This is a genomic window from Cupriavidus sp. CP313 (assembly GCF_054072015.1).
This window is the reverse complement of record NZ_JBSVZB010000005.1, coordinates 376,350-390,507: the sequence shown is the minus strand read 5'-3', so window position 1 is coordinate 390,507 and position 14,158 is coordinate 376,350. Positions and strand designations below refer to the sequence as shown.

Here is a 14,158-nt window from a genome sequence, read left to right as displayed (position 1 = left end):
TTGTGGCCTCCTTGCGTGGAATGACCACGCGGCGTCGGCCACGCCTAGCCCTGCGGCCCGGCAGCAGCCTTCGCGCCCCTTTTTCATTCTGAAACGGGTTCTTAGTGAAGCAGGTGGCAGGCGGCCACGTGCGCCGGCGCGGCTGAGCCGGCGGCCGGGTCCAGCCGCAGCATGCGGGGGATCTCGGTGGCGCAGGCCGGCACCGCCCGCGGGCAACGCGGATGGAACTTGCAGCCCGCTGGCGGGTTCAGCGCCGAGCCGATATCGCCCAGGATCAGCCCCTCGGTCGGCTGGTGGTCGGGGTCGGGCCGCGGCGCCGAGCCCAGCAGTGCCTGCGTGTAGGGGTGGCGCGGGGCGCTGAACACCGCGGCGCTGGGCCCGCTTTCGGCCATATTGCCCAGGTACATCACGCCCACGGCCGAGCTGAAGTGCTCCACCAGTGCCAGGTCATGGGCGATCACCACATAGGCCAGGCCGAAGCTGCGCTGGATATCCGACAACAGGTTGACGATCTGCGCCCGGATCGAGACATCCAGCGCCGAGGTGGGCTCGTCCAGCACGATCAGCCGCGGCTGCAGCGCCAGCGCGCGCGCCACGGCAATGCGCTGGCGCTGGCCGCCGCTGAACTCGTGCGGATACAGGTCGAGCGCGCCGGGCGGCAGGCCGACGATCTCCAGCAGCTCCAGCAGCCGCCGGCGCAGCGCGGCGCGGTCGCCGCCCTGGCCGTGCGCAAGCAGCGGCTCGGCCAGCAGCATGCCCACTTTCAGGCGCGGATTGAGCGACGAGGACGGATCCTGGAACACCGCCTGCACCTGGCGCCGGTAGGCCAGCACACCCTTGCGGTCCAGCGCCAGCACGTCCTGGCCGTCGAAGCGGATGGTGCCGGCGCTGGGGCGCTCAAGCAGCAGCAGCTGCCTGGCGATGGTGGTCTTGCCGCAGCCGGACTCGCCCACCAGCGCATAGGTCTGGCCGGCATCGACGGCAAAGCTGACGCCGTCGACGGCGCGCACCGTGCCGCCGCCGCGCGCGGGGAAATGCTTCTTCAGGTTTTCGACTTCGAGCAGCATGGCGCCTCCTGGGTTGTCCTGGCTCAGCCGGCCGAAGCCAGCCAGCAGCTGACCTTGTGGCCGGATTCAAGTTCGATCTCGGGGGGATAGGCGTCATCGCACAGCGGCTTGCGGTGCGGGCAGCGCGCCGCGAAACGGCAGCCGTGCGGCGGGTCGATCAGGCTGGGCGGGCTGCCCTGGATGGCGTAGAGCCGCTCGCGTTTTTCGCCGAAGTGGGGAATGGCCTGGAGCAGGGCCTGCGTGTAGGGATGGGCGGGGCGCTGGTACAGCGTGCGCACATCGCCGGTCTCGACAATGCGCCCGGCGTACATCACCGCCACCCGCTGGCAGATGCTGGCCGCCACGCCCAGGTCGTGCGTGATCAGGATGATGCCGACACCGGTCTGCGCCTGGATCTTGCGGAACAGCGCCATGATCTGCACCTGGATGGTCACGTCCAGTGCCGAAGTGGGTTCGTCCGCCACCAGCAGGCGCGGCGCGCTGGCAATGGCCATGCCGGTTACCACGCGCTGGCGCATGCCGCCGCTGAACTGGTGCGGATAGTCGTCCAACCGCGTCTCGGGCGAGGGGATGCGCACGCTGTCCAGCACCTGCACCACCTGGCGGCGGCGCGACTCGCGGCTGTCGGCGCGGCCGTGGTAGCGCAGCGGCGCGCCGACCTGGTCGCCCACCGTGAAGACCGGGTTCAGCGAGGTCAGCGGATCCTGCGAGATCATGGCGATCTTGCGGCCGCGGTACTGCGTGCTCATGGTCTTTTCGGGCAGCTGCAGCAGGTCCACGCCATCGAGCAGCACCTTGCCGCCCAGGTGCACGCCGCCCTGGCGCGGCAGCAGGCGCAGGATCGACAGGATGGTCATGGACTTGCCGGAACCGGATTCGCCCACCACGCCCAGGGTCTCGCCCTCATGCACGTGCAGGTCGACCCCGTCCACGGCGCGCACCGTGCCGCGGCGCAGTTCGAGGTGCGTGGTCAGGCCCTGCACCGACAGCATGGGCGCGCCACGGGGGGAGCCCCCGGCGGCGGGCGTTGGCGACGGGCGTTGCGTCACGTGCGGGTCGGGGCCGGTCATAGCTGCCTCCTTTTCGGGTCGAAGTGGTCGCGCAGCTAGTCGCCCAGCAGGTTGGACGCCAGGCAGGTGGCCATGATGGCCAGTCCGGGCATGGTGATGGCCCACCACGCGTTGGTGATGTAGTTGCGCGCATCGGCCAGCATCAGCCCCCACGACACATCGGGTTGCTGGATGCCCAGGCCGAGAAAGCTCAGCGAGGCCTCGAAGATGATCACCTGGCCCACTTGCAGCGTGGCCAGCACCAGCAGGGTGTTGAGCAGGTTCGGCAGCAGGTGGCGGCGGAAGATGGTAAGCGTGCCGCAGCCGGCCACGCGCGCCAGCGCCACGTAGTCGCGCTGCTTGAGCGACATCACCTCGCCGCGCACGATGCGCGCGTACCAGGTCCAGTAGGTCACCACGATCACCAGCACCACGGTATTGAAGCCCGGGCCCAGCACCGCGGCCAGCACCAGTGCCAGCGCCAGCGCGGGAATCGACATCTGGATATCGACCAGCCGCATGATGAGCGCGTCCAGGCGCCCGCCGAAGTAGCCGGCCAGCATGCCGGCGGCGGTGCCGATGCCGCCCGAGATCAGGATCGCGTACAGCGCGACCACCAGCGAGATGCGCGTGCCGGCCATGATGCGCGAGAGCAGGTCGCGCCCCATGTTGTCGGTGCCCAGCGGATAGGCCCAGCTGCCGCCCGCCAGCCAGGCCGGCGGCTGGAAGGCCAGGCCGAGGTCGAGGCCGTTGGGGTCGTGCGGCAGCAGCGCCTCGCCGCCGACGGCGCAGACCAGCAGCACCGGGAAGATTGCCAGCGCAAACCAGGGCAGGCCACTCAGCTCACGCAGATTGCGCCGCTGGCGCTTGCGGGCCGGCGCCGCCGGGGCGCTGGCAGGAGGAACGGCGATCTCAGGCATGGCGGATCCTCGGGTCGATCAGGCCGTAGCTCAGGTCGACCAGCAGGTTGGACAGCACAAACAGCACGGAGGTGAGCATCACGCCCGCCTGCACCACGGGAAAATCGCGCGCGAACACGGCCTCGACCACGGTGCGGCCGACACCTGGCCAGGCGAAGATGACTTCGACCACGAAGGCGCCGCCCAGCATCGCCGCGAAGTACACGCCGAGGATGGTCACCAGCGGAATGGCCGCGTTGCGCAGCGCGTATTTCCAGATCAGCACGCCCTCGGGCAGGCCCATGGCGCGGCCCATGCGGATGTAGTCGCTGTCCAGCACATCCAGCATGGCCGAGCGCACCACGCGGGTCTGCGCCGCCACCGGATACCAGCCCAGCGCAATCGCGGGCAGCACCAGGCTGTTCCACGAATCGCGCCCGAATGCCGGCAGCCAGTTCAGCTGCACCGCGAAGAACAGGATCAGCAGCAGCCCGACCCAGAAGTTGGGCATGGCCTGGCCAAGCATGGCGAACACCTTGGCAAAGCGGTCGAACCAGGAGCCGCGGTAGACCGCCGACAGCACGCCGAACGGCACCGCCATCGCAATCGAGAAGCCCAGCGCGGCCAGCGCCAGTTCCACCGTGGCCGGCAGCCGCTCCAGGATCAGCCCCAGTGCCGGTTCCTGCCAGCGGTAGGAGTTGCCGAAGTCGCCGGTGACGGCATGGCCGAGGAAGACCAGGTACTGCGCCACCAGGGGCTGGTCCAGGCCCAGGTGGCGTCGCGTTTCCTCGATCACCTGCGGCGGCGCGTCGGCCGGCAGCAACAGGGCAAGCGGGTCGCCGGACAGGCGCGAGATCAGGAAGATGATCACGCTCGCGCCAAGGATGCTGATCAGGCCGTGCAGCAGGCGTTTTGCAATAGGCATGACAGGCTCCGTCGGAGATTCGTCAGCGGGGATGCCGCGTCCGGCGCGCAGGGCCGGGCGCGGCGGCGGATCAGCGCTGCTTCCAGCTGACTTCCTGGAAGGAGCGCCAGTAGTCGCGGATGGGCCAGGGCACGTAGTTGATCTTGTCGTCGCGCCAGGCAAAGGTCACCAGCGGCCGGTAGGTCGGCAGGCCGCCCAGCACGCGCTCCTGCTTGAGCCGCGCGATCTGGCGCAGCAGCGCGGTGCGCGCCGCGGGGTCCATGGTCTGGCGCTGCTTCTCCAGCAGCGCGTCGACCTCGGGGTCGTTGGTGTAGGAATAGGTGCCCCAGCCGCCGCCGCCCTGGTAGCTGTGCACGTGGCCGGACCAGGCCAGGCCCGGGTCGCCGGGCAGGCCCTGCGACCACATCCAGCTCAGCACGCCATCCATCTCCGGCGGGCCTGAGCGGCCGCGCTTGCCCAGGCTGATCCAGGCGCCGTATTCCAGGTTGCGCACCTGGCAGCGGATGCCCACGGAACTCAGGTAGGCGTACATGGCTTCGCCCACTTCCTTCACGCCCGGTTCGCGCGGCGTGGTGAGGTTGTAGCAGGGGGTCTCGAAGCCATTGGGGTAGCCGGCCTGCCTGAGCAGCTCGCGCGCACGCTTCTGGTCGAAGGCGTAGGGCTTGAGCTCGGGGTCGTAGCCATTCGACTCCTTGCCCACCTGCGCATAGCGCTCGCCCTGGCCGAACAGCACGCGCTTGATGATGGCGTCGACATCGATGGCGTGCGCGGCCGCCTGCCGCACGCGCACATCGTTGAACGGCGACTTCGGCATCTGCGTGTTGAAATTGAGGAAGAGGTTGTTGCCGCTCACCAGCGTGACGGTCTTCACCCCCGGCATCTTCCTGAACTCTTCGACCATCGAAGGCGGCACGTTGTCGATGAAATCGACCTTGCCGGTCTTGAAGGCCGCCACCCGGGTCAGGTCCTCCGGGATCACCTTGATGGTCAGGTCCTTGATGCCAGGGCGCTTCTCCTTGTTCCAGTAGCCGTCAAAGGCTTCCAGCTTCAGGTCGTCCTTGACCGTGCGCGAGACAAACTTCCACGGCCCGGTGCCGACCGGCTTCCGGGCAAACTCTTCTTCGCCGACCTTCTGGATGTACTTCTTGGGCATGGCCCACAGCTGCATGTTGCCGACGATGAACTGCGCATCCGGCTCCTTGAAATGCAGCTTGAAGCGGTGCGCATCCACGATCTCGAAACGCTCGACCGACGAGACATAGTGCGAGAAGAAGCTGCTCTTGGGATCGCGCTGGCGTTGCCAGGAGAACTCGAGGTCCTCGGACGTCAGCGGGTCGCCGTTGTGGAAGCGCACACCCTTGCGCAACTGCACCTCGAGCACGGGCTTGCCGTCCTTGCCGGTTTCCAGCTTCCAGTTCTCCGCCAGCCAGTTCTCGTCCTTGAGCGCGGCATTGCGGCGCACCAGCATCTCGAAGATCTGGCCGACAAAGTAGTGGTCGACGCCGGCCGAGATCTTGACCGGATCGAGCGTGGTCGACTCCGCGCCGAAGGCGACGGTAAGGCTGCCGGTGGCCGGCGTGGGCGGGGCCGCATGGGCCATCGGCATGGTGGCGGCGGCCAGCATGCCGGCCAGCAGGCGGCGCCGGGCGGCGTCGGTCAACTTCACTTGCATGGTGCTCCTCCTGTTGCGCCGTCTCGTGGCGGCGCTGTTGGTGTGAATAACGGATGCGCTCAGCGCGGAAAGCTGCTTTCCAGCTGGCGTACCACCTCCAGCAGGCGCGGGCGCACCTCGTCGAGCAGGAATGACCGGGACAGGCGGAACGACGGCCCGCCCACGTTGATCGCCATGGGCGCCTTGCCATGGCCGGGTTCGAAGCCGCGCGCGATGCCGTTGACGTCCGGCTGCCACTCGCCCATCGAGCAGGTCACGCCCAGGGTGAGGTGGTCCGCCAGGCCCTGTTCGATGCCCTGGCGCAGGCGCGGCCACGCCATGTCGTCGACGTCGCGCACCTGTTCCATGAAGGCTTGCCGCTCCTGGTCCGGCACCACCGCCAGCCAGGCGCGGCCGATGGCCGAGGTGGCCACCGGAATGCGCGAGCCGGTATCGAGCGTCAGCGCAATTGCGGCGCAGCTGCGGCAGTGCTCGACATAGATCATCGAGAACCGGTCGCGCGTGCCCAGCGACACCGTGCCGCCGGAAAAGTCCGCCAGCTCCTGCATCAGCGGGCGCGCCACCTTGCGGATGTCCAGCCGCGACAGCATGGCGCTGCCCAGCCGCAGGCAGGCGGTGCCCAGGCTGTACTTGTGGCTGCCTTCGGCCTGCGCCAGGTAGCCCAGCCGCGTCAGGGTGGAGGTCAGGCGCGACACGGTCGACTTGGGCAGCCCGCAGCGCCGGGCGATTTCCTGGTTGCCCAGCACGCGGTCGCTGGTGCGGAAGCAGGCCAGCACTTCCAGCCCGCGCGCCAGCGCGGTGACGAAGTGGCGGTCCTCTTTGAAGGCATTGCCGGTGGATCGGTCCTGCATAACCGTTGGCTCCCTCGTTGTGCCGCTGCACGCCAGCCGCGCTTGTTCGACGCGCAGGCGTGCGGGACGCGCGCGCGGCGTCCTCGTCCGGTACTGCAGTACTACCTGACAGCGGTTCGGCTCAGCCGCCGGCTTCGGTGTCCAGCAAGGCCTGCAGCTCGACCTTGCGCACCTTGCCGGTGGCGGTCAGGGGGAACTCGGGCAAGATGCGGATCTCGGGCACCTTGTAGACCGCCATCTGCTCGCGGCACCATGCATGCAGCGTGTCGGCAGTGATGCCGTCGGCGTGCTCGGGGCGCAGGCGGATAAAGGCCACCGGCACCTGGCCCTTGTCCGGGTCGGGGCGGCCCACCACGGCCGAGCCCAGCACCGCCGGGTGGCGCGACAGCAACACCTCCAGTTCCGACGGGAACACGCTCATGCCGCGCACCTTCAGCATCTCCTTGCGCCGCCCCAGGAAATGCAGGTAGCCCGCCTCGTCATAGGCGCCGATATCGCCGGTGCGGAACCAGCCGTCGCGGAACACCTCGGCATCCACGTCGGGGCGGCCCCAGTAGCCCTTGAACAGCGACGGCGTGCTGACCACGATCTCGCCTTCCTCGCCGACCGGCAGCACCGCGCCGGTGTCGAAGTCGCAGATCTTGATGCGCGTGCCCGGCACCGGCAGGCCGACAAAGACCGGGCGGCCGCGCAGGTCCATGTCGTCGTCCTGCATGCCGGTGGTGAAGGTGTCGCTGGTATGGGTTTCGGTCATGCCCCAGGCGCCTTCGGCAATGATGCTGCCGGTCAGCGCGTGCCAGCGCTGGCGGATGTCCGGGGTGATCTTGCGGATGAACGAGGCCGCGCGCGTGTGCTGCAGCGAACGCAGGTCGTAGCGGCCGCATTCGGGGTGGTTCATCAGCTCGACCGCGTTGTCCACCACCACGAAGGTGCGGTTGACGCGATAGCGCTCGATCGCGGCCATCACCGCCACCGGGTCCCAGCGCGCCAGCAGCACCACCGTCGCGCCGCTGAAGATCGGATAGATCAGCCCGAGGTTCTCGCCCGCGATCCAGAACATCGGCAGGAAGTTCAGCATCACGTCGCCGGAGCCTTCTGCCAGCCGTTCCGCATCGACACCGCCGGTGAGCGCGTAGGAAGCCGCCGCGGTGTAGACCATGTCGCGCTGCGTGTGCATGCAGCCCTTGGGCAGGCCGGTGGTGCCGCCGGTGTAGTTCAGTGCGGCCAGCGCGTCCATGTCGACCGGGGGCAATGCGACCGGCTCGGTGTCACGCAGCGCCTGCAGCAGGTCGATGGTGCCTGCCACTGCCAGTGGGGGCGCGTTGAGGCCCGCTGGCAGCGGCAGGGTAGGCTGCGCCGGCAGCATTGCGCCGGCACTGGTGGTGTAGACGGTATGCAGCCGTGTCTGCGCACGCACCGACATCAGCAGCGGCGCAAGCTGGTCCTGCACGATGATGGTGGTGGCGCCGGCATCGTTCAGCTCATAGACCAGCTCCTGCTCCTTGAAGAGCGGGTTGACCGGCACATACACCGCGCCCAGCTTCAGGATGCCGTAGAAGACCACGTGGAACTGCGGGCAGTTGCCCATCATCACCGCCACCCGGTCGCCTGCGCCCACGCCGCGGCCCTTGAGCAGCGCGGCGCAGCGCTCGGACAGGTCGTCCAGCTCGGCGTAGGTCACCGTGGTGCCGTACCAGACCAGCGCGGCGTGGTCCGGGCGCTTGCGCGCCCACGCGCGCAGGTAGTCGCCCAGCGGGGCCTCGCCGTGGGGGTAGACCGGTGCATCGGGCAGGCCGGCGGGCCAGATCTTGCGATGCCGGGCTTCCAGGTCCTCGAAGAACGCCTGTTCGTTCATCTGCTGTCTCCTCTTGCTTTCGCTCTGGTTCTGTCTGCCGCCGTGCCTACCAGGCGTCGACGAAGCTGCGTACCGGACGCTGGGGACGCTGGGGATTGGCGGCACCGGCCTCGAGCCCGCTGACCACCCACTGGCGGGTGGCGGCGGGGTCGATCACGGCGTCCAGCTCCAGCGCCGCAGCGGCGTTGATGGCATGGCCGCGCTCGTACATCTGCGCCACCAGCTGCTGGTACAGCGCATCGCGCTGCGGGCCGGCCGGCAGGGCTTCCAGCTCCTTGCGGAAGCCCAGCCGCACCGCGCCCTCCAGGCCCATGCCGCCGAATTCGCCGGTGGGCCACGAGACCGTGAAGGTCGGCGCGCGGAAGCCGCCCGCGGCCATTGCCATCGCGCCCAGGCCATAGCCCTTGCGCAGCACCACCGCCAGGAACGGCACGCGCAGCTTGGCGCCGGTGACGAACATGCGCGACACATGGCGCACCTGGGCGCGGGCCTCGACCTCCGGGCCCACCATGAAGCCCGGGGTGTCGATCAGCGATACGATCGGCAGCCCGTGCGCATTGCACACCTGCATGAAGCGCGCGGCCTTGTCGGCGGCATCGGCATCGATGGCGCCGCCGAGGTGGCGCGGGTTGTTGGCGAGAATGCCCACGGGCCGGCCTTCGATGCGCGCCAGCGCGGTGTGGATGCCGGTGCCGAAGCCGGCGCGCAGTTCCAGCACGCTGCCCGCGTCGGCCAGGCCGGCGATGGCGGCGCGCGTGTCGTAGACGCGCAGGCGGTTCTCTGGCACCACCTGGCGCAGCGCCAGCGCGTCAGGCGCCTGCCAGTCGTCGACGCGGCCCTGGAACATCGACAGGTAATGCCTGGCCGCGGCCACGGCGTCGGCCTCATCGTCGACCAGCAGGTCAACCACGCCGTTGTGGTGCTGCACCGTGGCCGGGCCGATATCCTCGGGGCGGAACACGCCCAGGCCGCCGCCTTCGATCATGGCCGGGCCGGCCATGCCGATATTGGCGTTGCGCGTGGCGATGATCAGGTCGCAACAGCCCAGCAGCGCGGCATTGCCGGCAAAGCAGCGCCCGGAGGCAATGCCCACCACCGGCACTTCACCGCTCAACTCAGCGAACGCGGCGAACGAAGGCTGGTACAGGCCGGCCACGGTGGGGAAGTCGATGTCGCCCGGGCGGCCACCGCCGCCTTCGGCAAAGATCACCGTGGGCAGGCGGTTCTGCAGGGCCACCTCCAGGATGCGGTCGGTCTTGATATGGTTGCGCTTGCCCTGGGTGCCGGCCAGCACGGTGGCGTCGTAGGCCAGCACCGCGCAGCGCGCGCGCTCCGGGGCAAACAGGCTGCCGTTGACGGCGCCGGTGCCGGTGATCAGGCCGTCGGCAGGGGTGTTGGCGATCAGGTCGGCCTCGCTGCGCCGGCTGGCCTGTGCCGCCAGCGCCAGGCCGCCGTATTCGCGGAAGCTGCCGGCATCGCACAGGTCGTCGACGTTCTCGCGCGCGGTGCGCTGGCCGCGCGCATGGCGGCGTGCCACCGCCTCGGGGCGGGCCGCGTCGTACAGGAAGGCATGGCGGTCGAGCACGCGCTGCAGGTCGGCGCGGATCGCGGCCGGGTCGGCGTGCTCGGCTTCGCCGTCGGCATGGGCGCCGGCGTCGGCCGGCTCCAGCACCAGCATGACCTGGTCTTCGGCCACCTGCTCGCCGGAGGCGGTGCGCAGGTCGATCACGCGGCCCGCGTGCTCGGCCACGATGGCGTGCTCCATCTTCATCGCATCGAGCACGGCGACGGTCTGGCCGGCCTTGACCAGGTCGTTCTCGCGCGCCAGTTCGATTACGCGTCCGTTCATCGGCGCGCGCACCGCGCACAGGCCCTCGCCCAGCAGTTCCTCGAAGCTGGCCGTGCTGGCCGGCGCCGCCACCTTGTGGGCGCTGCCCGCCAGGGCCTGCCGCGCGGCGTCATGCGCTGCAATCTGCGCGGCGCGTTCCAGCAGTCCAGGCAGCGCGGCTTCGACATAGCGCGTATGCACGTGCTGGCTGGCAAAGTCCTCGCGCTCGGCCAGCGCCCGCAGCAGGTCGAGGTTGGTGGCGATGCCGCCGATATTGAATTCCCCCAGCGCGCGCTGCAGGCGCCGCACGGCGTCAGCGAAGTTGTCGCTGGCGGAGGTGACGATCAGCTTGGCCAGCAGCGTGTCGTAATGCGCGGACGGTGCATAGCCGGTATAGCCGTGGGTGTCGACGCGCACGTCCGGCCCGGTGGGCGGATCGAAGCGCTCCAGTCGCCCCTGTGCCGGCCGTGCCAGCCCTTGCGCATCGGTGGCCTCGGCATTCACGCGCACCTGGATGGCATAGCCGCGCACGCGCGGCGGGTGCTGCGGGTCCAGCCCCAGTTCCGCCAGGCGCCGCCCTTCGGCCAGCCCCAGCTGCACGGCCACCAGGTCCACGCCGGTGACCTGCTCGGTGACAGTGTGTTCGACCTGCAGGCGCGGGTTGGCTTCGATAAAGACAAAGGGCAGGGCCGCACCATCGCGGCGTGCGCGGTTCTCGCCATCCTCCGGTTCTTCGACCAGGAATTCAAATGTGCCCAGGCTGCGGTAGCGCGCTTCGCGCGCGAGCGTGCAGGCGGCATCGACAATGCGCTGGCGCAGCGCCGGATCCAGCGCCGGGCTGGGCGCGATCTCGACCACTTTCTGGAAACGGCGCTGCAGCGTGCAGTCACGCTCGCCCAGTGCGATCACGTGGTGGCCGTCGCCGGCGATCTGCACTTCAATATGGCGCGCGCGGGCCACCAGCCGCTCGGCGTAGATGGCATCGATGCCGAAAGCCGAGCGCGCTTCGGAGCGGCAGCGCGCATAGGCTTCGGGCAGGGCGTCGCGCTCGCGCACCACGCGCATGCCGCGCCCGCCGCCGCCGCCCACCGCCTTGAGCACCACGCCGGCGCCGTCCTGCTCGTCGAAGAAGGCGGTCACGGCATCGAGCGTGGCGCCGCCCGCGGTGGCGGGCATCACCGGTATGCCGCAGCGTGCGGCCAGCGCCAGCGCGCGGCCCTTGTCGCCGAACAGGGCCAGCTGCTCGGGCTCGGGGCCGACAAAGACGATCCCGGCAGCGGCACAGGCGCTGGCAAAGTCGGCGCGCTCGCTGAGAAAGCCATAGCCAGGGTGGATGGCGTCGCAGCCGGTGGCGCGCGCTGCGGCGATGATGGCGGGAATGTCGAGATAGGCGGCGGCCCCCTGGCCCTGCAGCGCGACGGCTTCGTCGGCCAGCAGGCGGTGCCGGCTGGCATCGTCGTCGGTGGCATAGACGGCCACGGTGGCGATGCCAAGGTCTCGTGCGGCGCGCTGCACGCGCAGCGCGATCTCGCCACGATTGGCGATCAGGAGCTTCTTCACAAATGTCCCCTTCCGTGCGAAGCGGCTTCGCGCAAGCAGCGTTGCGTGGCCGGCTTCTGTTTTTGTGGTTTGTGATTCTGCGAGGTGGAATCTACGCGGCTCGTCCAGGGGTCACAAGCGCGATGCGCCGGAACCATGTACGACATGCCGCGCTGCATAGCGCGGGAGCGAGGGGGAGGGGGAAGTGCTGCCCGTTCTGTTCTGCATTGCAGAATCTCGGGCGGTGTAGCGGGTCGATCCAGAGGCCTGGCTGGCCGTGGATCGCTACCGATGGGACGCGCGGAACATGGCGTTACCGCGGGTTTGCCGCCCTCTCCCGCCAGCGGGAGAGGGGAACGGTGAGGCGTGCTTTGCTTCAGCCGATGCGCATGCCCGGCACCGCGCCGCTGTGCGGTTCCAGGATATACAGGCCCGGCGCGGCCTTCTCATCCGCCGCCGAGGCTGCCAGCACCATGCCTTCGGAGACGCCGAACTTCATCTTGCGCGGGGCCAGGTTGGCCACCACCACGGTCAGCTTGCCTACCAGCTGCTCCGGCGTGTAGGCCGACTGGATGCCGGAGAACACGTTGCGGGTGCGGCCATCGCCCAGGTCCAGCGTCAGCTGCAGCAGCTTGTTCGAACCTTCCACCTTCTGGCATTCGACAATCTTCGCGACGCGCAGGTCAACCTTGGCGAAGTCGTCGATGGTGATGGTGTCGGCGATCGGCTCGATCGCCGAGCCCGCGGCGGCCGGCGCCGCGGTCGCCTGCAGCGATTCGCGGTTGGCAGCCAGCAGCGCATCGACTTGCTTGGCATCGACGCGCGTCATCAGGTGCTGATAGGCCTGCACCGGGCTGGCAGCCGACAGCTGCTTGTCGATGGCGCGCCAGTCCAGCGGCTCGACGTTCAGGAAGCGCTCCACGCCCGCGGCCATGTTCGGCACCACCGGCTTCAGGTACACCGTCAGCAGGCGGAAGGCTTCCAGCGAGACCGAGCACGCCGCATGCAGCGCCGCGCGCTTGTTTTCGTCCTTGGCCAGCTCCCACGGCTTCTCGGTGTCGACGAAGGCGTTGACGGCGTCGGTCAGCTCCATCACCAGGCGCAACGCCTTGCTGTACTCGCGGCCTTCATAGAAGTGGGCGACCTGCGGGGCGGCCTGGCGCAGCTGCTCGAGCAGCGGGTGGGCCAGCGCGGCCTCGTCGACCTTGCCTTCGAAGCGCTTGACCAGGAAGCCCGCGGCGCGGCTGGCGATATTGACGTACTTGCCGATCAGGTCGCTGTTCACGCGCGCGATGAAGTCATCGAGGTTCAGGTCGAGGTCTTCCATGCTCGCGTTGAGCTTGGCGGCGAAGTAGTAGCGCAGCCATTCCGGGTTCATGCCGGTGTCGATATAGCTCTGCGCGGTGATAAAGGTGCCGCGCGACTTGCTCATCTTGGCGCCGTCCACGGTCAGGAAGCCGTGGGCGAACACATTGGTCGGGGTGCGGTAGCCCGAGAAGCGCAGCATCGCCGGCCAGAACAGCGTGTGGAAGTACAGGATGTCCTTGCCGATGAAGTGGTACTGCTCGGCGGTGGAATGCGGGCCGACCCAGGCGTCGAAGTCGATGCCCTTCTTCGCAGCCAGGTTCTGGAAGCTGGCGTAGTAGCCGATCGGGGCGTCCAGCCACACGTAGAAATACTTGCCGGGTGCGCCGGGGATCTCGAAGCCGAAGTAGGGCGCATCGCGCGAGATGTCCCAGTCGGACAGGGTCGAGTCCTCGCCCTCGGCGCCCAGCCATTCCTGCATCTTGTTGGCGGCTTCGGGCTGGGCCAGGTCGGCCACCCATTCGCGCAGGAAGGTCTCGCAGCGCGGATCGGACAGCTTGAAGAAGTAATGGGCCGACGACTTGCGCACCGGCGTGGCGCCGGACACGACCGAGTACGGGTTCTTCAGGTCGGTCGGCACGTAGGTGGTGCCGCAGACCTCGCAGGAGTCGCCGTACTGGTCCTTGGCGCCGCACTTGGGGCACTCGCCCTTGATGAAGCGGTCCGGCAGGAACATGTTCTTGACCGGATCGAAGAACTGCTCGACCTCGCGCTCGGCGATCAGGTCCTCGGCCTTCAGGGCCAGGTAGATCTTCTCGCAGAGCTCGCGGTTTTCTTCCGCGTCGGTGCTGTAGTAGTTGTCGAACGACACCAGGAAACTGTCGAAGTCGCGCTTGTGCTCGGTCCAGACGCGGTCGATCAGCTCTTTAGGCGTGATGCCTTCCTTCTCGGCGCGCAGCATGACCGGCGTGCCGTGGGTGTCGTCGGCGCCGACGTAGTAGACCTCGTTGCCCATCATGCGCTGGAAACGCACCCAGATATCGGTCTGGATGTATTCCACCAGGTGGCCGATATGGATCTGGCCGTTGGCATAAGGCAGGGCGGATGTGACGAGGATGCGACGTGCGGTCATAAACAGGAGCCGGTCAGGAGCGGGGAAATATCAGGG

Annotated in this window: 9 protein-coding genes; all 9 read right to left on the bottom strand. The window is 68.7% G+C overall.

Annotated elements, in window-relative coordinates; all coding sequences use genetic code 11:
• Positions 1-101: 101 nt before the first annotated feature.
• A complete protein-coding gene (locus ACW4E8_RS10420) occupies positions 102-1,067 on the bottom strand; it encodes an ABC transporter ATP-binding protein (RefSeq protein WP_456804419.1) in 966 nt (321 codons plus the stop codon).
• A gap of 23 nt (positions 1,068-1,090) precedes the next feature.
• A complete protein-coding gene (locus ACW4E8_RS10415; RefSeq protein ID WP_456804418.1) occupies positions 1,091-2,137 on the bottom strand; it encodes an ABC transporter ATP-binding protein in 1,047 nt (348 codons plus the stop codon).
• Positions 2,138-2,172: 35 nt separating this feature from the next.
• Positions 2,173-3,036 (bottom strand): ABC transporter permease, encoded by an 864-nt coding sequence (locus ACW4E8_RS10410; RefSeq protein WP_456804417.1) that lies wholly within the window; start codon positions 3,034-3,036, stop codon positions 2,173-2,175.
• On the bottom strand, positions 3,029-3,940 hold the full coding sequence (locus tag ACW4E8_RS10405) for an ABC transporter permease (protein WP_456804416.1): 912 nt from the start codon (positions 3,938-3,940) through the stop codon (positions 3,029-3,031). Before ACW4E8_RS10405 ends, ACW4E8_RS10410 begins: the two co-directional genes overlap by 8 nt.
• 70 nt (positions 3,941-4,010) lie before the next feature.
• Positions 4,011-5,612: an ABC transporter substrate-binding protein gene (locus ACW4E8_RS10400; protein ID WP_456804415.1), complete on the bottom strand. Its 1,602-nt coding sequence runs from the start codon at positions 5,610-5,612 to the stop codon at positions 4,011-4,013.
• A 59-nt stretch (positions 5,613-5,671) separates the two neighbouring features.
• Entirely contained in the window at positions 5,672-6,463 is a 792-nt protein-coding gene (locus tag ACW4E8_RS10395; protein ID WP_456804414.1) for an IclR family transcriptional regulator, read from the bottom strand.
• A 121-nt stretch (positions 6,464-6,584) separates the two neighbouring features.
• Positions 6,585-8,318, bottom strand: a complete 1,734-nt coding sequence (locus ACW4E8_RS10390) for an AMP-binding protein (RefSeq protein WP_456804413.1) — start codon at positions 8,316-8,318, stop codon at positions 6,585-6,587.
• A 46-nt stretch (positions 8,319-8,364) separates the two neighbouring features.
• On the bottom strand, positions 8,365-11,706 hold the full coding sequence (locus ACW4E8_RS10385; RefSeq protein WP_456804412.1) for a carboxyl transferase domain-containing protein: 3,342 nt from the start codon (positions 11,704-11,706) through the stop codon (positions 8,365-8,367).
• A gap of 355 nt (positions 11,707-12,061) precedes the next feature.
• On the bottom strand, positions 12,062-14,122 hold the full coding sequence (gene metG / locus ACW4E8_RS10380) for a methionine--tRNA ligase (protein ID WP_456804411.1): 2,061 nt from the start codon (positions 14,120-14,122) through the stop codon (positions 12,062-12,064).
• Positions 14,123-14,158: the final 36 nt, after the last annotated feature.

Excerpts from the sequence above, each read along its gene's own strand:
- ACW4E8_RS10420 (WP_456804419.1), bottom strand. The coding sequence starts at position 1,067 with ATGCTGCTCGAAGTCGAAAACCTGAAGAAGCATTTCCCCGCGCGCGGC.
- ACW4E8_RS10415 (WP_456804418.1), bottom strand. The coding sequence starts at position 2,137 with ATGACCGGCCCCGACCCGCACGTGACGCAACGCCCGTCGCCAACGCCC.
- ACW4E8_RS10410 (WP_456804417.1), bottom strand. The coding sequence starts at position 3,036 with ATGCCTGAGATCGCCGTTCCTCCTGCCAGCGCCCCGGCGGCGCCGGCC.
- ACW4E8_RS10405 (WP_456804416.1), bottom strand. The coding sequence starts at position 3,940 with ATGCCTATTGCAAAACGCCTGCTGCACGGCCTGATCAGCATCCTTGGC.
- ACW4E8_RS10400 (WP_456804415.1), bottom strand. The coding sequence starts at position 5,612 with ATGCAAGTGAAGTTGACCGACGCCGCCCGGCGCCGCCTGCTGGCCGGC.
- ACW4E8_RS10395 (WP_456804414.1), bottom strand. The coding sequence starts at position 6,463 with ATGCAGGACCGATCCACCGGCAATGCCTTCAAAGAGGACCGCCACTTC.
- ACW4E8_RS10390 (WP_456804413.1), bottom strand. The coding sequence starts at position 8,318 with ATGAACGAACAGGCGTTCTTCGAGGACCTGGAAGCCCGGCATCGCAAG.
- metG (WP_456804411.1), bottom strand. The coding sequence starts at position 14,122 with ATGACCGCACGTCGCATCCTCGTCACATCCGCCCTGCCTTATGCCAAC.